The following is a 21,462-nucleotide window of genomic DNA, read 5'->3' as shown; positions in this document are numbered from 1 at the left end:
GTGATCCCCACCATGCTGCCGTCCCTTGCCACCATCAATTCACGCCTGCGCCTCAAGCAGCTTCGGCTGCTGATTGCGCTGGATGACTATGGCTCGCTGCACAAGGCCGCGGAAGCGGTGGCCATCACCCAGCCGGGCGCCACCAAGGCGCTGCACGAAATCGAGTCCACCCTCGGCACGCCACTGTTCGAGCGCACCAGCAAGGGCCTGGAGCCCAATGACCTGGGGCGCTGCGTGATTCGCTACGCGCGGCTGATTCATACCGACGTGGCCCACCTGCGCGAAGAGCTGCTGGGCATCATGCAGGGCCACGGCGGGCGCCTGTCGGTGGGCGTGATCATGGGCGCGGTGCCGGCGTTGGTGGAGTCGCTGGCACGCCTGCGGGCGCGCCAGCCGCAGCTGTCGGTGGAAATCGTCGAGGACACCAGCGCGCGGCTACTGTCGTTGCTCGATGAAGGCCGCCTGGACATGGCGCTGTGCCGTACCAGCGTCAGCAAGAACCCGGCGCTGTATGACTGCCGGTCACGCGAGCAGGAGCCGCTGATTGTGGTGGCCAACCCCGCACACGCGTTTGCCACGCGCGACACTGTCAGCCTGGATGAGCTGGCGGCGTCACGCTGGGTGGTGTTCCCGGTGAACATGCCCATGCGCCTGACCCTGGAGCGTGAATTCCGCGAAGCGGGCCTGGCCTTCCCGACCTACTCCATCGAGACGTCATCCACCTTCACCACCCTGTCGTTGTTGCTGCAGGACCCCAACCTTGTGGCAGTGATGCCCGAGGACGTGGCGCAGATGGCCGTGGACTTCGGCATGCTGGTGCACCTGCCTTATGCGCTGACCTCGCGCAGCGAGCCGTATGAGATCGTTACCCGCCACGGCGTGGGCCTGCCCGCCCCGGCGCGGTTGTTGATCGAAGAGTTGACTCAAGCAGCCACTTAACCACGACGGTCTTCTGTGGGAGCTGGCTTGCCAGCGAGTTTTGGAAGCTTTAAAAACTCGCTGGCAAGCCAGCTCCCACAAATAAGTTTGGCGTGGTGTCAGGGGTATTGCGCGCCGGCCACGGCTACGTGAATCAGGTACAGCGACGTATTGGCGGTGATGAACAGCCGGTTGCGCCGCGGCCCGCCGAAGGTCAGGTTGGCGACCTTCTCGGGCAGCAGGATCTTGCCCAGCAACGTGCCCTGGGCATCGAAACACTGAATGCCGTCGCCGGCACTGGTCCAGATGTTGCCCTGCACGTCCACCCGCAGGCCGTCAGGAATGCCCGGTTCGATCTGCGCCAGCACCCGCGACTTGCCCAGCCAGCGCCCGTCCACCACCTCCATGGCGCGGATATGATGCGGCGCTGCGGGGTCGTGGGTGCGCGCCGAATCGGCGATGTACAGGGTCTTGCCGTCCGGCGCGAACGCCAGGCCGTTGGGCTGCACGAAATCGTCGGCCACGCACACCACCTCGCCGCTGTGCGGGTCGATGCGGTAGACGTTGCGCCCGGCCTGCTCGGGCTCGGCTTGGTAGCCCTCGTAGTCGCTGAGAATGCCGTAGGTGGGGTCGGTGAACCACACCCCGCCGTCGCGGTGCACCACCACGTCGTTGGGCGAGTTCAGGCGCTTGCCATCGAAGGCATCCGCCAGCACCGTGATCGAGCCGTCCGGCTCGGTGCGGGTGACGCGGCGGGTGCCGTGCTCGCAGGTCACCAGGCGGCCCTGCTGGTCGCGGGTGTTGCCGTTGGCGAAGTTGGAGGCCGCGCGGTACACCGACACCCCCTGCTCCGGTGTCCAGCGCAGAATCCGCTGGTTGGGAATGTCGCTCCACAGCAGGTAGCCGCCATCGTTGAACCACACCGGCCCCTCGGCCCAGCGGCAGCCGTCATACAGGCGCTCCAGCTGGGTGTTGGGCAGGGTCAGGGTGCGAAAGCGCGGGTCGGCGTATTCGTAGATGTCTTCAATCATTCTGCAATCCTTGGTCACAGGGCGCGCTTGCGGCCGCTGACGGCGGCAATCACCGCGATAATGATCAGGCCGGTAAGAATCATGCGGACCCCGGCGCTGGCGCCGAAGGTGTTGAGCATGCTCACCAGCAAATACAGGAACAGCGCCGCGCCCCATAGCCCCGGCACGTTGGAGAAACCGCCGGCCACCGAGGTGCCGCCGATCACCACCACGGCAATCGAGGCCAGCAGGTACTCGTCGCCCATGCTCAGCGACGCGCCGCCGGAAAAGCCTGCCAGCAGCAGCCCGCACAGGCTGGCGAACACCGCGCTCAGCACGTAGGTGGCAAAGCGCACGCGCTCCACCCGCACCCCCGCCAGTTCAGCGGCGCGGGCGTTCTGGCCGATGGCCAGGGTCCAGCGGCCGTACCGGGTACGGGTCAGCAAATAGCCGCCCAGCACCGCCAGCAGCACCACGAACATCGCCAGGTACGGCACCCCCAGCACATGCCCGGTGGTGAATTGATAGAAGCCGTCCGGCGGCGCGATGCGCACGCTGCGCCCGTAGGCAATGGCCAGCGATTGCAGGAGGAAACTGGCCGACAGCGTGGCAATGATCGGCGGAATGCGCAGCACGCGGATCAGCGCGTAATTGGCGCAGCCCACCAGCACGCCCAGCGCCAGCACCCCGGCGATGCCCAGGGCAATGTACAGGTCCTGCCCGGCCATCAACTTCATGCCCACGGCGCCGCTCAAGGCAATGTTGGCCGGGATCGACAGGTCGATGTTGCCTGGCCCCGTGGTGATCACGAACATCTGCCCCAGGCCGACAATCACGAAGAACGCCGAGAAGCTCAATGCCCCCGACACCAGCGCGCCAGCGCCTTCGCCGCGGGTAAACGCCAGGGTGGCGAGCCACACCAGCAGCGCGGCCAGGAACGCCCACAGCCAGGGCTTGCCCAGCAGCCGATTGAAACCAGTGGCGGTAGTCATGCGGGGCGAGCCTCCAGGCGGTTGACGGCGGTGCGCAGGGCCAGCACCAGGATCAGGATCGCGCCCTGGGCGCCGATCTGCCAATCGGGGGAAATGCGAATGAACGACAGCAACGATCCGGCCAGCACCAACGTCAGCGCGCCCATTACCGCGCCGATCGGCGACACCCGGCCGCCGACGAACTCGCCGCCGCCCAGAATCACCCCGGCAATCGACAGCAAGGTGTAGCGCAGCGCCATGCTGGCATCGGCCGAGGTGGTCAGGCCCACCAGGAACAGGCCCGACAGCACGCCGAAGCTACCCGCCAGCGCATACAGGGTGACCTTGATGCGCAACAGCGACCACCCGGCCTTGGCGATGGCCAGGGGGTTGCCGCCGGCGCCGCGCAGCACCACGCCGAGGGTGGAGCGCACCAGGAACGCATGCACCGCCACCGCCAGCACCGCGCAGACGATGATGGCGAACGGCACCAGCGGCGTGCGGATCTTCACCAGCGTCTGCAGCCATTGCGGCGCGCTGCCGCCTGGCGCGGGCAGCAGCAACACCGCCGCGCCGCCCCAGATGAACGACATGCCCAGGGTGACGACGATTGCAGGCAACTGACGGATATGCACCAGCGCCCCCAGCAACGCATACACCACCACGCACGCCACCAGCGCCAGGCAACCGAGCAGCGGATGCTGGTTGAGCAAGGTGGCGGCCACGCAGGCGACGAAGCTGATGAAGCTGCCCAGCGACAGGTCGAGGTCGTTGACCGTGATGATCAGCATTTGCGCGATGGTGGCCAGGGCAATCGGCACCGCCAGGTTGAGCATCAGGTTCATGCCCATGTAGCTCATGGCCCGCGGCTGCATGATGAAAATGGTGGCCAGCAGCACCACCAGCGACAGCCCCGGCAAGGCGCTGCGCAACAGCCGTGCGCGGTTCACGGCGGCGGGCGCTGCCGGTGCCTGCACGGCGTGGCCTTTCAAGGGCAAGGGATGGGGCGCATTCATGCCACGGCCTCCTGGAACGAGCTGCGCAACACCTGCGCCTCGCTCAATTCATCGCGGGGGAAGTCCGCCACTGCCTGGCCGTCGCGGAACACATAGATGTGGTCGCAATAGTCCAGCTCTTCAAGCTCGGTGGTGTACCAGATGAAGGTGCGGCCGCGCGCGGCCTCCTCCTGCACGATGGCATACACCTCGCGCTTGGTGCCCACGTCGACGCCGCGCATGGGGTCGTCCATCAGAATCAGGGCACTGTCGGACGCCAGCGCCCGGGCAAACAGCGCCTTTTGCTGGTTGCCGCCGGACAGCGACAGAATCGGGTTGGCCATGTCCGGCGTGCGGATGCCCATGCGTTGCTGCCAGCGGGCGGCCATGGCCTGCTCGGCCTGCGGGTCCAGCAGCACGCCGCGCTTGAGCGCCGCCAGCGAACTGATGGTGATGTTCTGGCCAATCGACCACAGCGGGAATACGCCATCGGTCTGGCGGTCGCCGGCTACCAGGGCCACCGGCAGGCCTTGCGCGACACGCTGGCGCAGCACCTGGATCAGCAACTGGCTTTGCCCCTGCCCGGCCAGGCCGGCCAGCCCGACGATCTCACCGGCATGGGCGGCCACGTGGCGGGTATCGGTTTGGCGCTGCGGCTGCTGATTGACCACCGCCGCCTGCCCGCGCTTGGAGACGAACGAGCCTGCGCCAGCATGGGCCTTGCCGGTGCTGCCCATGCACTCGACCAGCGAGGCATGGTCGAAGGCACTGGCAGCGCGCACCTCCACTACCTGGCCGTCGCTCATCACCGCGATACGGTCGCAGGTGGCGAGCATCTCGCCAAGAATGTGACTGATCAATACCACGCAGCCGCCACTCGCCACGTAGCGGCGCACGTGGGCCAGCAACTGCCCGGCCACCCGCACGTCCAGCGATGAGGTGGGCTCGTCGAGTATCACCAGCGCCAGGTGCTCGCCCGCCACGCAGAAGGCACGGGCGATTTCCACCATCTGCCGCTGGCCGATGGGCAAGTCGGCCACCACCTCGTCGGCGGCAATGCCATGGCCGGGGAAGATGTTGTCCAGGCTGGCGCCAATCAACGCCGCCGCCTTGCGCCGCCAGCCAAAGCCCCGCAGGCCGGGGCACATCAGCCGGGTGTTTTCCGCCACGCTCAGGTTGGGGCACAGCGACAGTTCCTGGAACACGCAGCGAATGCCGTGCTGGCGGGCCACCTGCACGCAATAGCCGGTGCGCACGTCCTGGCCGGCCATGTGCAAGGCGCCGGCATCGGCCGCCAGGGTGCCGGCCAGCACTTGCATCAGGGTGCTTTTGCCGGCGCCGTTGTGGCCAATCAGGCCCAGGCACTCACCGGGGTGGAACTGCAGGTCCACGTTGCTCAGCGCGCGCACCGCGCCGAAGGTCTTGCCCACGCCCTGCAGGCTGACCAGGGCTGCTTGATTGGCTTGCATCGCAGGTCTCCTTACTGGGCAGTCGGGCTGGTCAACTTGGCGACGTCGCCGACGCTGTAGGCCTGGCTGACAATGCCGCCCTTCTCCACGCCCTTGAGCGAAGACTCCAGCGTGCCCTGCGTGACGCTCAACGCCGGCGACAGCAGGTCATGGGGCAACTGCTTGCCGTCCAGCAGCTGCTGGGCCACCCAGAACGCCAGGCTGCTGATGCTCGGGGCGCTGGAAATCGAGAAGCTTTCGTAGCCGTTGGCGTCCTTCTGTTTCTTCCACCACGACAACTCTTCCTCGCGGTTGCCGAAGATAATCACCGGCGCCGGGCGCCCGGCCGCGCTGAACGCCTGGGCGACGCCAAAGCCGTCATCACCCTGGGTGACTACCGCATCGATTTTCGGCAGGCTCGGCAAGATGCCGGCCACGGCCTTCTGCGCAGCGGTCTGCGACCAGTTGCCGTTCACCGAGCCGATGATCTTCAGTTGCGGGTACTGAGCGGCGCCGGCGCTGATGCCCGAATGAATCAGCTCGTCCACCGACACCCCGGCCAGGCCGCGCACTTCCAGCACGTTGGCGCCCTGCGGGAAGCGCTTGGCCAGGTAGTCCATGGCCTGCTGGCCGCTTTGCTTGAAGTCCATGGAAATGCGGTAGGCGCAGGGCTCGGTGACCACGCCGTCGAACGAGACGACGATGATGCCGGCGTCGCAGGCCTGCTTGACCGCGCCATTGAGCGCGGTGGGCGACGCGGCGTCGATGACGATGGCGCTGTAGCCCTGCAGGATCAGGTTCTGGATTTGCGCGGCCTGTTCGGTGGCCTGGTTCTCGCCGGTGGTGAACGAGTCTGCGCCGGCAATGGTGCCGGCTTTCACCGCCTGTTCGGTGGTTTGCTGCCAACTGGCGAGCATGCCCTGGCGCCAGGAGTTGCCGGCGTAGTTGTTGGACAAGGCGATGGTTTTATCGGCCGTGGCGGCCTGTGCAAGCATGAACGGCGTAATCAGCAATGCAGTGGACAGCAGCGCGGAGCGCAGCGGGTGACGTTTCATGATTTTACCCTTGTTATTGTTGTGGGCATCAGGCCGCCGAATGCTTCGGTCGTGCCGGTATTACTGAAACTGCGCCCCCAGTCTGCGCTGGGTACCAGGGCCTGTCCGGGGGCGTTGCTGCATACTTGACACCCTTTGTTCGCACATTACTTGCGGGATCCCGCAAAAGGTTGGCGCAAGCCTGCAGGCCACTTTCAGTCATACTCAGCCAAGGCTCCCATAACAACAAAGGCCGACCACCATGGCGCCACGCGCTCCCATTGCCGCCGAAAACGTGCTGCATCACTTCCTTGGCATCTCCCGGGCCCTGGCCGGGCGCCTGGACTTCCAGTCGATGATCGATGCCGTTTCCGAGGAAATCCGCCACATCCTGCCCCACGACCACCTGGACGTGAGCCTGCTGCTGGACAACCACAGCCACCTGTCCGCCTACGAGACCGGCGTGCACACCGCCTGGGGCGACTTCGCCAACCACCCGCTGCCCATCGCCCAAAGCCCGATTCGCGCGCTGCTGCGCGGCGACGAGACCTACATCCTCAGCGACGACGCCATGAACGACGCGCGCTTTCAGTTTCCCGGCGCCATCAACCACCCGATCTTCGACGCGCGCCTGCGCAGCCGCCTGCACGTGCCGTTGCGCGCGCGCGGCGAGGTGATTGGCGCGCTCAGTTGCTCGACGCACACCGCCAACTTCTACACCCTCGACGACGTGCGCCACACCCAGCACGTGGCTGACCTGCTGGCGTCCTACCTGTACGCCCTGCACCAGACCGAGCAGGCCAAGCAGCTGGCGATCACCGAGGCGCAGGTTCGCGCCCGCGAGGAAGGCCTGCGCCTGGGCGTGCTACGCCTGACTGAAGAACTGGAGAACGAACGCCAGCGCATCGGCATGGACCTGCACGACCAGACCCTGGCCGACATGACCCGCCTGTACCGGCGCATCGGCCGCCTGCAACTGCACGGTACTGCCAGCGGCGCCGAGCTGGCGCAACTGGGCGGCGCGCTGCAGGACAGCATGCAGGAGCTGCGCTCGATCATCGACGCGGTGAAGCCCACGGTGCTGCAGCTGTTCGGCTTTGAGGAGGGCCTGGAAGACCTGCTGCTGCGCAGTGTGCGCAACAGCGGCCTGGACATTGCCACCCACCTGCGCGACAGCACCGACGGCCTCGCCAACCGCCTGGCCGAGCCGCAGCAGATCGCCCTGTTCCGCATCATCCAGGAAGCCTTGAACAACGCCATCAAGCACGCCGCGCCGCAGTCCATCGCCGTCGACATCACCACCACCGACAGCCACCTGCACCTGACCATCCTCGACGATGGCCTGGGCCTGGACGGCGCCGGCCCGCTGGAGAGCAGCGGTTTGAAAAACATGCAGGTGCGGGCGCAACTGCTCAGCGCCCAGGTGCACATCGGCAAGGGCCCGGGCAACAAGGGCACCTGCGTGAAAATCAGCCTGCCGCTGCCGGCCCACGCCTGAACAGGAGCCCTGCCCCATGGATATTCTGCTGATAGAAGACGACCCGGTGCACCGCGCCTTTCTCAAGGAAGTGATCGAGGTGGCGCTGCCCGAATGCTCGCGGCTGATGGAGGCCGAGGACGGCCACGTGGGCGAGCGGCTGGCTGGCGAGTTCGCCATCACCTCGGTGGTGATGGACCTGCAGATGCCGCGCTGCACCGGCGTGGAAGCCGCCCGCTCGATCTGGCGCGAGCGCCCGGAAACCTCGATCATGTTCTGGTCCAACTACGCCGACGAAGCCTACGTGCGCGGCATCTCGCGCATCGTCCCCGAAGGCGCCGCCTACGGCTACATCCTCAAGACCGCCTCCGAAGACCGCTTGCGCCTGGCGCTGCGCAGCCTGTTCATCGAACAACAGTGCGTGATAGACCGCGAAGTGCGCGGCGTGCAGCAGAAAAGCCAGAACCATGTGCTGGGCCTCACCGATGCCGAGTACGAGGTGCTGCAGGACATCGCCCTGGGCCTCACCGACCGCATCATCGGCCAGCGCCGCAACCTGTCGCTGCGCAGCGTGCAGAACCGTTTGCAGCAGTTGTACGAAAAGCTGGGCGTGCGCCAGCCCACCGATGATATCGACAGCCAGCCGGCCTTCAACCTGCGGGCACGTGCGGTGCATGTGGCGTTGCTGCGCAAGCTGCTTAACCGTACGGCATTGGAGCAGGCGGAGATAGAGTTGCAGGGGTGGTTGAAGGATCCGAGGCATGGGTATCGGTGACAGAGCTGTCTGCCGCTACACCGCGGTCGGCCCTTGATCTTGATTGTGTGCCCCATAAAGCGCCAGGGCCGACTGGAGGCGTTGGCCAAGCGGTCCCTGGCGCAGCCCGCTTCGGCGATTTCAGACATATCCATTTTCGCGGTGCGGCCACCGACCGTTTCGGCCTTACGCCGACTCACTTTTTTTCAGACGCCAAAAAAAGTAAGCAAAAAACGCTTGCCCCTGCTTGGGCCCTACGCTGCGCTACGGGTCCCCTCCTTCCGGCGCCGCTCAACGGGCAGACGGCACCCGCTATAGAAGCCTGCGGGTTACCGTCTCTTCGGCCTGCGGCCTCGGCCCTTCGGGCAGCCCGTTGATCGACGCCTCCAGTCGGCCCGGGCGCTTTACGGGGCATACAATCAAGATCAAAACCCAGATCAAAAGCCAGATCAAAAGCCAGATCAAAAGCCAGATCAAAGGCTGGATCAGGCCGGCCTTGTCGGTGGTCGGGGGCCATGGAATTGCATAAGGTTATTCTTATTATTGCAATAATCAACCATCTGTCGGCCCTCTCCCGATTTCATCTTCACACCCCAAAACCAGTGCTTAACTGAGGAAGCCACCAGGCAGGTGGCACTACTTGCACCCCAAGATGCGAAGCCGGACACCCCCACCATTATTGGGTTTACCCCTAAACGCCACACGCCCAGGCGAACGGAGACAACCCTGCGGGTTTCCCGCTTCATCAGCTGTCTGCCTTGTGACTGACGCAACGTGATCCTCAACCATTGATTGCATTGGAGGCAACAATGTCTGAATCGAACCTGCACACCGTCGTTGGGCTTTTTCCCGTTTCCTTTGTTGTGGGCAACCACAAGCCAGGGGCTCAGCAATTGCAGCTGGACCTGCTGGTCAATACCCCGCGCCGCACGCTAAGCGGCACCGCCAGCGTGACCCAGGCCATCAACCCGCCGCTCGACCTGCAGCTGCAGGTGGCTGGCGAATACACCTTCCTGGGCCTGATTCCGCCGACCGACGCGCGCATCCTGGTCACCCTGCAAGGCCGAAAGGCCGGCCAGGGCCCGGCGGCGCCGGTGGTTTTCAAGGCGCAGCTGGTGCTGGAGCAGGACTGGCAGGTGGGCGTCGCCAGCTACTCGTATGAAATCAACGGCCAGTGGCACAGCGTGGAGAACGTGCCAGTGAAAGTGGACGCCAAGCGCATTCAGGAACACGGCAACGTCGACCACGCCGCGCGCTTCCACCAGGCTACCGTGGAAGCCGCCATTGCCGGCGGCGACCTGGTGCAACTCAAGCGCCTGGCCGGGAGCACTGCGGGGGCCGCGCTGCACAGCGCCATCGAGCAGAACAAGGCCGCTGCCGGCAAACCTGCCAAATCCGCCAAAGCCTGAGCAAGGAGCACTGACATGGCTATCATTACCGGTCTGTTTCACACCCGCCTGAACGTGCGCTTGCCCATCCTGGGGGCGCCCGAGCTGACCCTTGATTTGCTGGTGAACACCGTCAACCGCCAGGTCTCTGGCAGCGCGTTCATTACCCAGCCCACCCACCCGATCCGGGAGTTCCACGCCGACGTGTGGGGCGAGTTTGCCGCGCTGCCGTTTGGCCAGGGTGGCCTTGAGCAGATCAGCCTGCGCCTGGATGGCAACCCCAGTGGCCGCACCAGCGAGCTGGCCGAGACCTTCCACTTGCAGGCCTTGCTGGTGGCGGATTGGGGCCAGGGCAATGCCAGTTATCGGTTCTTCGACAACGGGCACTGGACCAACCTGGCCAGCGTGCCGGTGCGCCAGGCGCCGGACATCACCCTGCAAAATGCCGGCAACGCGCGCTTGCATGAAGTGATTCGCCAGCTGGAATCGGCGTAGGGCCCGGACGCAGCCTGCGGCAGCTGCTACGCGGTTCTCGTAGCAGCGGCCGGAGGCCGCGTCACAAGCCATCGATATGCCGGAACCGCTCGATCAGGAAATCGATCAGGCTGCGCACCCGCGCCGACAGGTGCAGCTGCTGCGGGTACACCGCATACACGTCTGCGCGGGTCGGGGTCTGGTCTTCCAGCACCAGGCGCAGGCGGCCGCTGCGCACGTAGCGGGCGATGTCCCATTCGGCACGCAGCAAAATGCCGTAGCCTTCCAACGCCCAGTTCAGCGCCACCTCACCGTCATTGCAGCCCAGGGCGCCATGCACCTTGATGTTTTCGGTGCGGCCGCCGTGGTTGAAACTCCACACGCCATAGGGCGACTCGTTCTGGCGGATGAAAATGCAGTTGTGCCGCGACAGGTCCGCCAGTTTCAATGGCGTGCCGTGCTTTTCCAGGTACAACGGCGAGGCACACAGCAAACGCCGGTTGGAGGCGATCTTGCGGGCATGCAACGCCGCGTCCGGCAGGCTGCCGAAGCGTATGCCGAGGTCGAAGCCATGGGTGGCCAGGTCCAGCGGGTGGTCGCTGATCTCCAGCTGGATCTCGACTTCGGGGTACAGGCTGAAGAAGGCTGCCAGGGCCGGCCCGATGTGCCGGCGGCCAAAGCCCAGCGAGGCGTTCACCCGGATCAGGCCCTTGGGCGTGGCGCGGCTGCTGCTCACCAGCTGCTCGGCCTCGTCGATCTGCGCCAGGATGCGCGCCACGTGGGCGAAGTACAGCTCGCCTTCCGGCGTCAGGCTCATGGAGCGCGTGGTGCGGTTGACCAGGCGCACGCCCAGGCGAGCCTCCAGCGCCGCCAGGCGCTTGCTCACGGCGGGCGGCGTCACCCCCAGCTCGCGAGCGGTGGCCACCAGGCTGCCTTGCTTGGCCAGCAGGTGAAAAAAGGACAGGTCCTGGGCCTGACTCATTCATAACTCCAGGTTAATTATGTAGTGATTTGTGGTTAACCAAACGCTTTTGTTCACTACATATACTCCAGTCACCCGCCGCAGCCCAGTGCCGGCGCACAACAACAAACCCTGGAGTAAGCCATGAAGACCTACAACATTGCTGCCGTGCCTGGTGACGGAATTGGTGTGGAGGTGATCGAAGCCGGCGTTGAAGTGCTCAACGCGCTGGCACGTCGCAGCGGCACCTTCGCCTTGCAGTTCAAGCACTTCGACTGGAATTCGGAAAATTTCCTCAAGCGCGGGCATTACATTCCCGAAGGCGGCCTGGCGGAACTGAAAACCTTCGACGCGATTTTCTTCGGCGCCGTGGGTGCGCTGAATGTGCCCGACCATGTGTCGCTGTGGGGCCTGCGCCTGCCCATCTGCCAGGGCTTCGACCAATACGCCAACGTGCGCCCGGCCCGCGTGCTGCCCGGGGTGAAGAGCCCGCTGCACAACGGCCACGAGATCGACTGGGTGGTGATTCGCGAAAACTCCGAGGGTGAGTATTCCGGCAACGGTGGCCGCGTGCACCGCGGGCTGCCCGAGGAAGTGGCCACCGAGGTGTCGGTGTTCACCCGCGCCGGCGTCGAGCGCATCCACCGGTTTGCCTTCGAACTGGCACGCACCCGGCCGCGCAAGCACCTGACCCTGGTGACCAAGTCCAATGCCCAGCGCCACGGCATGGTGCTGTGGGACGAGATTTTCCAGGAAGTGGCCAAGGACTTCCCCGACGTGGTAACCGACAAGGAGCTGGTTGATGCGGTCACCACGCGCATGGTGCTCAAACCTGCCAGCCTCGATGTGATCGTGGCCACCAACCTGCACGCCGACATTCTCTCCGACCTGGCGGCGGCGTTGTCCGGCAGCCTGGGCATAGCCCCCACCGCCAACCTCAACCCCAACCGCCGCTTCCCGTCGATGTTCGAACCCATCCACGGCTCGGCCTTCGACATTACCGGCAAGGGCGTGGCCAACCCCATCGCTACCTTCTGGACCGCTGCCATGATGCTCGAACACCTGGGCGAAGCCGCTGCGGCGCGGCTGTTGATGGCCGCCATCGAGGCCGTCACCGAAGCCGGCGTGCACACCCCCGACCTGGGCGGCACGGCGACTACCCGCCAGGTGACCGCCGCGGTGATTGAACTGCTGCAACGCTGATTCCCCGACGCAGGCCATACCGCTGCCCCGGCGCGGCGCGCATTGCTGCGCGCGCCGGGGCGCCACCTGACAAAAACAACAATCAGGGTCCGTCATGAAACGCATACTCGGCAAACTTTATGTACAGGTACTCATCGCTGTTGTCCTCGGCGCCCTGGTGGGCGTGCTGTGGCCCGACACGGGAACGGCGCTCAAGCCCATTGGCGACGGTTTTATCAAATTGATCAAGATGCTGCTGGCGCCGGTGATCTTCCTCACCGTGGTCAGCGGCATCGCGCGCATGGAAAACATGAAGGAACTGGGTCGCGTGGGCGTGCGCGCCCTGCTGTACTTCGAGGTGGTCTCGACCCTGGCGCTGGGCCTGGGCCTGGTGGTGGTGAACCTGTTCAAGCCCGGCGCCGGCATGAACATCGACCCCAAGGCGCTGGACACCTCCAGCATCGCCACCTACACCGCCGCAGCCCCCCATGCCTCGTTCATGGATTTCCTGCTGGGCATCATCCCCGATACCATCGTCGACGCCTTCGCCAAGGGCAACGTCCTGCAGATATTGATGTTCTCGATTCTGCTGGGGGTAGCGCTGGCCAACGCCGGCCCGCGCGCCAAGGTGTTCATCGACGTGGTCGACAGCCTGATGAAGGGCATGTTCAACATCGTCAACATGGTCATGCGCCTGGCCCCCATCGGCGCGTTCGGCGCCATTGCCTTCACCATCGGCAAATACAGCTTCGGTTCGATGTTCGCCCTGGGCAAGCTGATGGCCTGCGTGTACCTGACCTGCATTTTGTTCGTGGTGCTGGTACTGGGGCCGATCTGCCGCTACACCGGCTTCAGCCTGTGGAAATTCCTGCGCTTCATCAAGGAAGAGCTGTTCACCGTGCTGGGCACCAGCAGTTCCGAATCGGTGCTGCCACGCATGATCACCCGCATGGAACAGGCCGGCTGCTCCAAGCCGGTGGCCGGCATGATGATTCCGGCGGGCTTGAGCTTCAACCCCGACGGCCAGGCGATCTACTACACCATTGCGGCGATTTTCATCGCCCAGGCCACCAACACGCCGCTGACCCTGAGCGACCAATTGATTGTGCTGGCGGTGCTGATGTTTACCTCCAAGGGCTCTGCGGGGGTCAGCGGTTCGGGCTTCATCATACTCGCGGCCACCCTGGCCTCGCTGGGCACCATCCCGGTGTCGGGCATGGTGCTGTTGCTGGGCGTGGACCGGTTCATGTCTGAAGCGCGGGCCATCACCAACACCATCGGCAACGGCGTCGGCACCCTGGCCATCGCCAAGTGGGTGGGCGCGCTGGACAGCGACAAACTGCGCCGGGCAATGGACGGCGAAGCGGTGCCTGCGCCCGTGGTCACGGTGCCCCGGCTGACCCCGGTGCTGCAGCGCTATGGTAAGGTATGGACCGTTTTGGCCCGCGAACCAAGGAGCAGCAATGAGTCTGGAAACCGTCAAATCCTTCCTGGCGGCGAACGCCCCGGACCTCTCGGTCATTGAGTTGGCCGAAAGCACCGCCACCGTGGCCCTGGCCGCCAGCGCGCACAACGTCGAACCGGGGCAGATTGCCAAGTCGCTGTCGTTGCGGGTCAACGACCAGGTCATTCTGATTGTCACGCGTGGCGATGCGCGCCTGGACAACAAGAAGTTCAAGGCGCGTTTCGGGGTGAAGGCGAAGATGCTCGACGCCGCCGAGGTGCAGGCCCACACCAGCCACCCGGTGGGCGGCGTGTGCCCGTTCGGCTTGCCCCAGGCGGTGGCGGTGTACTGCGACGTGTCGTTGCAGGCCTTCGCCGAAGTGCTGCCGGCCGGTGGCGCCACCAACGCTGCCGTGCGTTTGTGCCCGCAGCGCATGGCCACGCTGGTGAACGCGCAGTGGGTGGACGTCGCCCAGGCCTGACGCCCGTCAGGCCGGGAACTTGTAGTCGGGGGCAAGGCCTACTCTTGTACTGCCCCCTGCGACAGGACATTCCCCATGTTAAGAAACATGCACGACCTGGAACACTACACCCTGGCGGCCACCGACGGCGATATCGGCAAGGTCAAGGACGTCTACTTCGACGACGCCACCTGGGTGGTCCGCTACCTGGTGGTGGAAACCGGCTCATGGCTCGCCAGCCGCAAAGTGCTGATCTCCCCTGCGTCTGTCCAGCATTGCGACTGGAACAGCCACCGCCTCACCGTCAATATCACCCGCGAGCAGGTCAAGGCCAGCCCGGATGTCGACACTGCCAAGCCGGTGTCACGCCAGCACGAAATGGACCACCTGGGCTATTACGGCCTGCCCTTCTACTGGGGCACCGGCGGTGTCTGGGACACGGCCAGCGCACCCGCGGCGCCGGCGCCTGAACCCAGGGACGACGTACGCCTGCGCAGTGGCGAAGAAGTGAGCGGTTACCACATCCACGCCAGCGACGGCGACATCGGCCATGTCGACACCTTGCTGGTGAACGAGGATTCCTGGGCGGTGCAATACCTGGTCATCAACACCAGCAACTGGTGGGTGGGCCACAAGGTGCTGATTGCCCCGGAATGGATCGACTCCGTTTCCTGGGAAGAGCAGAAAGTGTTCCTCGACATCGACCGCGCCACGGTGCAGGCATCGCCGCCCTATGACGAGACGGCGCCCCTGAGCCGTGAGCACGAGACGGTGCTGTACACCCACTATCAGCGCTCGGTGTACTGGTCGATCGAAACCCACGGCGACCCGCGCGAGTAATCAGCGCCCTTCCAGCGCCGCGCTGTACTCACCCAGCGCGGCGGCACCGTTGCAGCGCGCGCGCAGCAGCAATGCCTGCTGGGCACGTTGCACATTGGCGTCGGCACCGGCCCACAGGCGCAGGGCATCGTCCTGCAGCGCGCGGCCGTAGGAGAAGGTCAACGGCCACGGCAAGCGCGCACCCTGGTGCATGGCATTCAGGTGCTTGGTGGCCAGTGCCGATGACTGCCCGCCCGACAGAAAGGCAATGCCGCCCACCGCTGCCGGCACCTTGCGCCGCAGCGTGGCGACAGTGGCCTGGGCCACGGCCTGCACCGAAGCCTGCGGCCCCGCCTCGCCCGGCAGCACCATGTTGGGTTTCAGCAACATGCCTTCCAGCAGCACGCCATGGCGGTGCAGTTGTTCGAACACGGCATCCAGCGCGTCGCTGGTCACCGCCTGGCAGCGCGCCAGGTCGTGGTCGCCGTCCATCAACACTTCGGGCTCGACGATGGGCACCAGGCCTGCCTCCTGGCACAGCGCGGCATAACGCGCCAGGGCGTGGGCATTGGCTTCCAGGGCGGTACGGCTGGGGGCCTGCGCGGCGATGCCCAGCACCGCGCGCCACTTGGCGAACCGTGCGCCCTGGGCGGCGTAGTGGTTCAAACGCTCGCGCAGGCCGTCCAGGCCCTCGGTGATGCGCTCACCGGGGAAACCGGCCAATGGCTGCGCGCCGGCGTCGACCTTGATGCCCACCACGATGCCGGCCGCCTTGAGGATGTCCACAAAGGGCGTGCCGTCCTGCGCCTGCTGGTACAGGGTTTCCTCGAACAGAATGGCGCCGCTGATGTAGTCCGCCAGCTGCGGCGTGGTCACCAGCAGTTCGCGGTAGCGGCGACGGTTCTCCTCGGTCTGGGCGATGCCCAGCGGCGCGAAGCGGCGGTTACAGGTGCCCAGGCTCTCGTCCATGGCCAGCAGGCCTTTGCCTGCCGCCATCAACGCCCGGGCCGTGTCGATCAGGGAATTGGAATGATCGGTCATAATTCACCTCTGCCTTGGCTGAATGGCCAAGGATAGGCGCGATCAGCGCTACTTGCGCGCCAGCTTGTAGTGGATGCAGCCTTCGTAGAAGGTGTCATGCACCACGGCGGGCTTGGCGCGGGTGGCACTGTCGTAGGTTTGTTCGGTGATGCCCAGGGCCATCATGCGCATCCAGCCCTTGCTGAATTTCATGGTGTGGATCTTCTCCCGCGCGGCGTAGCGCGACACCCCGGCCAGCTTCAATTCCTGGGCACGGGCGGCGGTGCCGGCGCCCCAGGCGCACATGAAGCGGTCATCGGGCCGGATGTCCCGGGCCTGGGCGCACAGTGTGGCCCCGGTGAGTGCAACGCCTGCTAGCGTGATGATCACATTGCGCATTTAATCCCTGCCCCAACCACCTGAAATTGAAGTGATTTTGGCTGGAAGTAAAAGGCTTGGGGGCCAGCATTTCGCCTCCTTTTAAGTGTTGCACAAACCGCCTTTGATCTTGATCCCGTGCGGCCTTTGATCTTGATTGTGTGCCCCATAAAGCGCCAGGGCCGACTGGAGGCGTTGGCCGAGCGGTCCACGGCGTAGCCCGCTTCGGCGATTTCGGACATATCCATTTTCGCGGTGCGACCACCGACCGTTTCGGCCTTACGCCGACTCACTTTTTTTCAGACGCCAAAAAAAGTAAGCAAAAAACGCTTGCCCCTGCTTGGGCCCTCCGCTGCGCTACGGGTCCCCTCCTTCCGGCGCCGCTCAACGGGCAGACGGCACCCGCTATAGAAGCCTGCGGGTTACCGTCTCTTCGGCCTGCGGCCTCGGCCCTTCGGGCAGCCCGTTGATCGACGCCTCCAGTCGGCCCGGGCGCTTTACGGGGCATACCATCAAGATCAAAAGCCAGATCACAAGCAGATCACAAGCAGATCAACCGCCTGATCGCACGGCGCGCTCAGTCACGTGTGATCAGCTTCGCTGGCAAAAACCGATGCTGCGGCGAAAACAACCTACGGTAGGTCAACAGCACCGCCCCCACCGTACCCAACGCCGAAGCCGCAGCTATAAGGAACATGATGACTATCTGGTAACGCACTGCCTGCAAAGGACTTTCACCGGCCAGCACCTGGCCAGTCATCATGCCTGGCAGGCTCACCAGCCCCACGACCGACATCTGGTTCAAGGTGGGGATCATGCCCGCCCGCACCGCCTGGCGGGCGGCCAGTTGCGCCGCCTCCCAGCGGGTGCCGCCCAGGGCCAGGGTCATTTCGACCTGGCCGCGGCCAGCGGTCAGCTCCTGGATCATGCGCTCGATGCCCAGCGACACGCCCGTCAGGGTATTGCCCAGGATCATGCCCAAAATGGGGATGGCGTATTGCGGCTCGTACCAGGGATGGATGCGGATTACCGCGAACAGCCCCACCGCCGCCACCAGCCAGCTGCTCACCCAGATCGACAACACGCTGTCGGCACGCCGGCCGGCGTAGGTGCGCTTGCCGCGCCCGGCGGCGGACAGGCCGGCGATCAGGGTCATCAGGCACATCACCGGCAACACCACGTACCACTGCGCATTGGCGAAGATCCAGGTCAGTACATAACCGATTGCCAGCAACTGTACTACGGTACGTATCGACGCAATCAGCAGCTGCCGGCCCAGGCCCAGGTTCAGGCACACCGAGAGCACGCCGTTGATCAGGATCAAGGCCGCGGCAATGGCGATGTCCAGGTTGGAAAGGCTCTGGTAATTCATGTCAGGCTCCCCGCCTTCATCACTGACTGACGGTTGCTGACCCGCTGCGCCTGGGCCGGGTCGTGGGACACCCAGATCAACGCCCGGCTCGCATCAAACCAGGCGTCCACCAGCGCTTCTACCTGGCGCGCCGAGTCGGGGTCCAGCGCCGCGGTGGGCTCGTCCAGCAGCAACACCTGCGGGTTCAGCTGCAGCGCCCGCACCAGCGCCAGCACCTGGCTTTCGCCGCCAGACAATTCGCTGGCCTGCTTGTCGAGGAAGCCGGCAGGTTTACCGGCCTTGGCCAGCAGTTGCAGCGCTGCATCACGCTGGAAACGCGCGTTGGCGTGCACTTTCAACGAATACGGGTAACGCAGGTTGTATTCGACGTTGCCGTCCAGCAACGCTGGTTTTTGCGCGATGTAGCACACCTGGCTGCGGTAGGCGGTGATGTGCGCCGCCGTGACGGCCGCACCCTGCCAGTGAACCTCGCCGGCATGGGGGGCATCGAGCAACGCCAGGGTGCGCAGCAACACGCTCTTGCCCGAACCGGAGGGCCCGGTGATGGCCAGCCGGTCGCCTGCGGCCAGGGTGAGCTGCAGGGGCTGCAGCAGCAACGTGCCAGTGCGGTCATCGGTGCGCGAAACACCGACGGCGGTAATCAAGGGTTTCAAATTAAGTATATCCAGGCAGGCGGACGAACATCATGCACGATGCCATCAATGCCCAGCAAGTGCGCCAACATGAATATATAAAGATCATAAACAAACAGCAAGTAGCGATAACCATGCCAACTAATAAAACGCCTGTAATGCGCGCCTACTGCACAGCACAAACCCTTCTGCAACGCCACTTTAGGGGCAAATTCCCCACATAATGGCAAAGAGCCCCAACTTGTTGCTTATCAATTAAACCCTGTAAAAAACTTGCAACTACCGACTCGAAACTCGCTATAGTTTCAATCAGGCAACTTGGCGCTTCTTATCAGTCCCGATATCACGGGGCTGCCGCCGTGCGCTCAAAAGAATAATCGCCAGGGAAACGAACAATAAAAAAGGACCGACCCAACCATAGCGAGCACTGACATGCGCACACTCCCCTACCGTAGCCTGATTCCGCCACTGGGCCTGGCGTGCTGGTTGCCCATGGCGGCAACCCTGGCGGCCACCGAGCCGGTGGCCCCCGTGGCCGACGCCCCCACCCTGCAGACACTGAAAGGCGTGCTGCCGCCCGACCCGTCCGGCACCGAGGGCGGGCGCAAGGTGGACCTGATGACCGACTATGTGCTGAACCGCGACGCCGCCGTGCGCCTGGGCAAGGCGCTGTTCTGGGACATGGACGTGGGCAGCGACGGCACCACCGCCTGCGCCTCGTGCCATTACCACGCCGGCGTGGACCACCGCATCACCAACCAGCTCAACCCCGGCCAGGCCAATACCAGCGCCAACGTCGCGTCGTTGTTCAACAAGCCATTTGCGGTGGGCGACATTCCCGGCGACGTGCCCTCCTACGCCACGCTCTCCGGTGGCAAGGGCGGCCCCAACTACACCTTGAAGCGCAGCGATTTCCCCACCCACGTGCTGGCCGACCCGCTGGACCGCAACTCGCCCATCATTTATACCAGCGATGACGTGGTGGGTTCCCAGGGCGTGTTCGATGCCAACTACACCAAGCCCCGTCAGTCGCGGTTCGACAAGTGCACGCAACAGCCGGACGGCATCTTCCAGGTCAACAACATCAACGTGCGCCGCAGCACCGGGCGCAATGCGCCGACCACCATCAATGCGGTGTTCAACGTGCGCAACTTCTGGGACGGCCGGGCCAACAACGTGTTCAACGGCTTCTCGCCGTTCGGCAACCGCGACCCGGACGCCGGCATCTTCGTCACCGCCGACCGCAGCCCCGTGGCCACCAAGGTGCGCCTGGCACTCAATGATGCCTCGGCGGCGTCCCAGGCCGTGGGCCCACCCGGCAGCCCGGTGGAGATGTCCTGCGGCGGCCGTACCTTCGCCGACATTGGCCGGCGCATTCTCGACAACCTGATCCTCAGCCGGCAGAAAATCGCCGCCACCGACTCGGTGCTGGCAGCCATGTCCGGGCCGCGCCGGCCCACCTACCGCGACATGGTCAAGGCGGCCTTCCAGCCGCGCCTGTGGAACGCCACGCAGCCGGTGTCCCTGGGCGGTGCCAACTACACCCAGATAGAGGCCAACTTCCCGCTGTTCTTCGGCCTGGCCATCCAGCTGTACGAAGCCACCCTGGTGTCGGACCAGACGCCGCTGGACGCCTACCTGCAAGGCAACACCCAGGCCATGAACGCCCAGCAAATCCAGGGCATGAACCTGTTCCTGGGCAAGGGCAAGTGCGTCAACTGCCACGGCGGCCCGGAACTGACCAACGCCGGCAGCCGCCTGCGCTTCGAACCGCGCGAGCGCATCGAACGCATGCTGATGGCCGACAACCTCACCACCCTCTACGACAACGGCTTCTACAACACCGGCGTGCGCCCCACCGCCGAGGACCTGGCCGTGGGCGGCACCGACCCTTGGGGCAACCCGCTGTCGTTTACCCGCCAGTACAACAGCGTGCTGCAGGGCAGCAACGTGCCTGACCCGTTCGAAGTGGACGTGTGCAAGTTCGAGGTGCCGCTGACCGCCGCCATCCCTTGCGACGCCACGGCCAAGCCCTCAGTAGGCTTCCGCGATGCAACGGACGGCGCCTTCAAGACGCCCACCCTGCGCAACATCGCCCTCACTGGGCCGTACTTCCACAACGGCAGCCGTTCCACGCTCAAGCAGGTGATGGAGTTTTACAACCGCGGTGGCGACCGCCGGGGCAGCGAGGCCAGTAACACCAGCGGCTTCGACCACCCAACGGTTAACCAGCACAACGGCTCGAACCTGGACGCCGACATGACCAACCTGAACCTGACCCCGGATGAAGAGGACGCCCTGGTCAAGTTCATGGAAGTGGGCCTGACCGACCCGCGCGTGGCGTGGGAACGGGCGCCGTTCGACCACCCTTCGCTGGTCATACCCCAGGGTGAGACGGGCAACGAAAACAGCGTGACCGCGCGGCCTGTGGACGCTGGCGTAACCACGCCTCGGGCCCAGGATGCGCTGCTGCCGCTGCGCGAAGTAGGCGCCGAAGGCCGCAAGGCCAGCGAAGGCCCGCTGCAGCCGTTCGTCAACGACCTGTAGGACGCTGCGGCTCCTGTAGCAGCGGCCACAGGCCGCGTCCGCAGGCGCTGCGGTGCTCCCGCAGAACCGCGTCAAGGCCGGACGCAGCCTTCGGCTGCTGCTACATCTTGTGGGAGCTGGGGTGGCCGCGCGCGGGTGTGGGGGTGAAAAAAGGCGGGGGAACCCCCCAACCCACAAA

21 protein-coding genes are annotated in these 21,462 nt (G+C 65.0%); 11 read left to right on the top strand and 10 right to left on the bottom strand.

All coding sequences use genetic code 11. From position 1 onward, the window contains the following. Positions 1 to 12 precede the first annotated feature (12 nt). Positions 13 to 939: a LysR family transcriptional regulator gene (locus AC0SZ7_RS03615; protein ID WP_475503060.1), complete on the top strand. Its 927-nt coding sequence runs from the start codon at positions 13 to 15 to the stop codon at positions 937 to 939. Positions 940 to 1,037: 98 nt separating this feature from the next. On the opposite strand, the gene AC0SZ7_RS03610 is transcribed toward AC0SZ7_RS03615, so the two are convergent. Genes AC0SZ7_RS03610 through AC0SZ7_RS03590 form a run of 5 tightly spaced genes read right to left on the bottom strand, consistent with a single transcriptional unit; the run spans position 1,038 to position 6,397 of the window. Next, positions 1,038 to 1,949, bottom strand: a complete 912-nt coding sequence (locus tag AC0SZ7_RS03610) for an SMP-30/gluconolactonase/LRE family protein (RefSeq protein WP_475503059.1) — start codon at positions 1,947 to 1,949, stop codon at positions 1,038 to 1,040. Between the two features lie 14 nt (positions 1,950 to 1,963). Beyond that, entirely contained in the window at positions 1,964 to 2,920 is a 957-nt protein-coding gene (locus tag AC0SZ7_RS03605; protein ID WP_475503058.1) for an ABC transporter permease, read from the bottom strand. Then, on the bottom strand, positions 2,917 to 3,915 hold the full coding sequence (locus AC0SZ7_RS03600) for an ABC transporter permease (protein WP_475503057.1): 999 nt from the start codon (positions 3,913 to 3,915) through the stop codon (positions 2,917 to 2,919). The genes AC0SZ7_RS03605 and AC0SZ7_RS03600 overlap by 4 nt, the downstream gene beginning before the upstream one ends. Further along, a complete protein-coding gene (locus tag AC0SZ7_RS03595) occupies positions 3,912 to 5,363 on the bottom strand; it encodes a sugar ABC transporter ATP-binding protein (protein WP_475503056.1) in 1,452 nt (483 codons plus the stop codon). Before AC0SZ7_RS03595 ends, AC0SZ7_RS03600 begins: the two co-directional genes overlap by 4 nt. Before the next feature lie 11 nt (positions 5,364 to 5,374). Next, positions 5,375 to 6,397, bottom strand: coding sequence for a substrate-binding domain-containing protein (locus tag AC0SZ7_RS03590; protein ID WP_475503055.1), 1,023 nt, complete (start codon positions 6,395 to 6,397; stop codon positions 5,375 to 5,377). A 241-nt stretch (positions 6,398 to 6,638) separates the two neighbouring features. On the opposite strand from AC0SZ7_RS03590, the gene AC0SZ7_RS03585 reads away from it, so the two are divergent. The 4 genes from AC0SZ7_RS03585 to AC0SZ7_RS03570 all read left to right on the top strand — a co-directional run bounded on the left by AC0SZ7_RS03585 (position 6,639) and on the right by AC0SZ7_RS03570 (position 10,490). Further along, positions 6,639 to 7,874, top strand: a complete 1,236-nt coding sequence (locus AC0SZ7_RS03585) for a GAF domain-containing sensor histidine kinase (protein ID WP_475503054.1) — start codon at positions 6,639 to 6,641, stop codon at positions 7,872 to 7,874. Positions 7,875 to 7,890: 16 nt separating this feature from the next. After that, the gene (locus AC0SZ7_RS03580) at positions 7,891 to 8,628 is read left to right on the top strand and encodes a response regulator transcription factor (RefSeq protein ID WP_475503053.1); all 738 of its coding nucleotides are present in this window, start codon (positions 7,891 to 7,893) and stop codon (positions 8,626 to 8,628) included. A gap of 788 nt (positions 8,629 to 9,416) precedes the next feature. Further along, positions 9,417 to 10,016 carry a DUF1842 domain-containing protein gene (locus AC0SZ7_RS03575; protein ID WP_475503052.1) on the top strand — a complete coding sequence of 200 codons (600 nt, stop codon included), beginning with the start codon at positions 9,417 to 9,419 and terminating at the stop codon, positions 10,014 to 10,016. A gap of 15 nt (positions 10,017 to 10,031) precedes the next feature. Continuing rightward, on the top strand, positions 10,032 to 10,490 hold the full coding sequence (locus tag AC0SZ7_RS03570; protein ID WP_475503051.1) for a DUF1842 domain-containing protein: 459 nt from the start codon (positions 10,032 to 10,034) through the stop codon (positions 10,488 to 10,490). A 61-nt stretch (positions 10,491 to 10,551) separates the two neighbouring features. On the opposite strand, the gene AC0SZ7_RS03565 is transcribed toward AC0SZ7_RS03570, so the two are convergent. Then, positions 10,552 to 11,451, bottom strand: a complete 900-nt coding sequence (locus AC0SZ7_RS03565; protein WP_475503050.1) for a LysR family transcriptional regulator — start codon at positions 11,449 to 11,451, stop codon at positions 10,552 to 10,554. A 123-nt stretch (positions 11,452 to 11,574) separates the two neighbouring features. Here AC0SZ7_RS03565 and AC0SZ7_RS03560 point away from each other — a divergent pair, with 123 nt between their 5' ends. From AC0SZ7_RS03560 to AC0SZ7_RS03545, 4 genes are all read left to right on the top strand, one after another. Continuing rightward, positions 11,575 to 12,633, top strand: coding sequence for a tartrate dehydrogenase (locus AC0SZ7_RS03560; protein WP_475503049.1), 1,059 nt, complete (start codon positions 11,575 to 11,577; stop codon positions 12,631 to 12,633). 94 nt (positions 12,634 to 12,727) lie between these two features. Further along, on the top strand, positions 12,728 to 14,137 hold the full coding sequence (locus tag AC0SZ7_RS03555; protein WP_475503048.1) for a dicarboxylate/amino acid:cation symporter: 1,410 nt from the start codon (positions 12,728 to 12,730) through the stop codon (positions 14,135 to 14,137). Beyond that, entirely contained in the window at positions 14,076 to 14,537 is a 462-nt protein-coding gene (locus tag AC0SZ7_RS03550; RefSeq protein WP_475503047.1) for a YbaK/EbsC family protein, read from the top strand. The genes AC0SZ7_RS03555 and AC0SZ7_RS03550 overlap by 62 nt, the downstream gene beginning before the upstream one ends. 75 nt (positions 14,538 to 14,612) lie before the next feature. Beyond that, positions 14,613 to 15,356 (top strand): PRC-barrel domain-containing protein, encoded by a 744-nt coding sequence (locus tag AC0SZ7_RS03545; protein ID WP_475503046.1) that lies wholly within the window; start codon positions 14,613 to 14,615, stop codon positions 15,354 to 15,356. Here AC0SZ7_RS03545 and AC0SZ7_RS03540 read toward each other — a convergent pair whose 3' ends face one another. The 4 genes from AC0SZ7_RS03540 to AC0SZ7_RS03525 form a co-directional block, all read right to left on the bottom strand. After that, on the bottom strand, positions 15,357 to 16,376 hold the full coding sequence (locus AC0SZ7_RS03540) for a class I fructose-bisphosphate aldolase (RefSeq protein WP_475503045.1): 1,020 nt from the start codon (positions 16,374 to 16,376) through the stop codon (positions 15,357 to 15,359). Between the two features lie 48 nt (positions 16,377 to 16,424). Next, positions 16,425 to 16,754: a hypothetical protein gene (locus AC0SZ7_RS03535; protein WP_475503044.1), complete on the bottom strand. Its 330-nt coding sequence runs from the start codon at positions 16,752 to 16,754 to the stop codon at positions 16,425 to 16,427. A 556-nt stretch (positions 16,755 to 17,310) separates the two neighbouring features. Beyond that, positions 17,311 to 18,105, bottom strand: coding sequence for an ABC transporter permease (locus AC0SZ7_RS03530; RefSeq protein ID WP_475503043.1), 795 nt, complete (start codon positions 18,103 to 18,105; stop codon positions 17,311 to 17,313). Next, entirely contained in the window at positions 18,102 to 18,758 is a 657-nt protein-coding gene (locus AC0SZ7_RS03525; protein ID WP_475503042.1) for an ABC transporter ATP-binding protein, read from the bottom strand. Before AC0SZ7_RS03525 ends, AC0SZ7_RS03530 begins: the two co-directional genes overlap by 4 nt. 32 nt (positions 18,759 to 18,790) lie before the next feature. Here AC0SZ7_RS03525 and AC0SZ7_RS03520 point away from each other — a divergent pair, with 32 nt between their 5' ends. Beyond that, positions 18,791 to 18,961 carry a hypothetical protein gene (locus AC0SZ7_RS03520; RefSeq protein ID WP_475503041.1) on the top strand — a complete coding sequence of 57 codons (171 nt, stop codon included), beginning with the start codon at positions 18,791 to 18,793 and terminating at the stop codon, positions 18,959 to 18,961. Positions 18,962 to 19,169: 208 nt separating this feature from the next. Further along, positions 19,170 to 21,284 carry a cytochrome-c peroxidase gene (locus tag AC0SZ7_RS03515; RefSeq protein ID WP_475503040.1) on the top strand — a complete coding sequence of 705 codons (2,115 nt, stop codon included), beginning with the start codon at positions 19,170 to 19,172 and terminating at the stop codon, positions 21,282 to 21,284. The last annotated feature ends 178 nt before the right edge of the window (positions 21,285 to 21,462 follow it).

It is taken from the genome of Pseudomonas sp. JC1203 (assembly GCF_056175065.1).
Note: the sequence above shows the minus strand (reverse complement) of the source record. Positions and strands in the feature narration are given on the sequence as shown.

Bases quoted from the DNA above. Each gene is read 5' to 3' on its own strand.
- AC0SZ7_RS03560 (WP_475503049.1), top strand. From the start codon at position 11,575: ATGAAGACCTACAACATTGCTGCCGTGCCTGGTGACGGAATTGGTGTG.
- AC0SZ7_RS03550 (WP_475503047.1), top strand. From the start codon at position 14,076: ATGAGTCTGGAAACCGTCAAATCCTTCCTGGCGGCGAACGCCCCGGAC.
- AC0SZ7_RS03575 (WP_475503052.1), top strand. From the start codon at position 9,417: ATGTCTGAATCGAACCTGCACACCGTCGTTGGGCTTTTTCCCGTTTCC.
- AC0SZ7_RS03535 (WP_475503044.1), bottom strand. From the start codon at position 16,754: ATGCGCAATGTGATCATCACGCTAGCAGGCGTTGCACTCACCGGGGCC.
- AC0SZ7_RS03555 (WP_475503048.1), top strand. From the start codon at position 12,728: ATGAAACGCATACTCGGCAAACTTTATGTACAGGTACTCATCGCTGTT.
- AC0SZ7_RS03615 (WP_475503060.1), top strand. From the start codon at position 13: ATGCTGCCGTCCCTTGCCACCATCAATTCACGCCTGCGCCTCAAGCAG.
- AC0SZ7_RS03580 (WP_475503053.1), top strand. From the start codon at position 7,891: ATGGATATTCTGCTGATAGAAGACGACCCGGTGCACCGCGCCTTTCTC.
- AC0SZ7_RS03600 (WP_475503057.1), bottom strand. From the start codon at position 3,915: ATGAATGCGCCCCATCCCTTGCCCTTGAAAGGCCACGCCGTGCAGGCA.
- AC0SZ7_RS03610 (WP_475503059.1), bottom strand. From the start codon at position 1,949: ATGATTGAAGACATCTACGAATACGCCGACCCGCGCTTTCGCACCCTG.
- AC0SZ7_RS03515 (WP_475503040.1), top strand. From the start codon at position 19,170: ATGCGCACACTCCCCTACCGTAGCCTGATTCCGCCACTGGGCCTGGCG.
- AC0SZ7_RS03590 (WP_475503055.1), bottom strand. From the start codon at position 6,397: ATGAAACGTCACCCGCTGCGCTCCGCGCTGCTGTCCACTGCATTGCTG.
- AC0SZ7_RS03545 (WP_475503046.1), top strand. From the start codon at position 14,613: ATGTTAAGAAACATGCACGACCTGGAACACTACACCCTGGCGGCCACC.
- AC0SZ7_RS03585 (WP_475503054.1), top strand. From the start codon at position 6,639: ATGGCGCCACGCGCTCCCATTGCCGCCGAAAACGTGCTGCATCACTTC.
- AC0SZ7_RS03565 (WP_475503050.1), bottom strand. From the start codon at position 11,451: ATGAGTCAGGCCCAGGACCTGTCCTTTTTTCACCTGCTGGCCAAGCAA.
- AC0SZ7_RS03595 (WP_475503056.1), bottom strand. From the start codon at position 5,363: ATGCAAGCCAATCAAGCAGCCCTGGTCAGCCTGCAGGGCGTGGGCAAG.
- AC0SZ7_RS03530 (WP_475503043.1), bottom strand. From the start codon at position 18,105: ATGAATTACCAGAGCCTTTCCAACCTGGACATCGCCATTGCCGCGGCC.
- AC0SZ7_RS03540 (WP_475503045.1), bottom strand. From the start codon at position 16,376: ATGACCGATCATTCCAATTCCCTGATCGACACGGCCCGGGCGTTGATG.
- AC0SZ7_RS03605 (WP_475503058.1), bottom strand. From the start codon at position 2,920: ATGACTACCGCCACTGGTTTCAATCGGCTGCTGGGCAAGCCCTGGCTG.
- AC0SZ7_RS03570 (WP_475503051.1), top strand. From the start codon at position 10,032: ATGGCTATCATTACCGGTCTGTTTCACACCCGCCTGAACGTGCGCTTG.
- AC0SZ7_RS03520 (WP_475503041.1), top strand. From the start codon at position 18,791: ATGCACGATGCCATCAATGCCCAGCAAGTGCGCCAACATGAATATATA.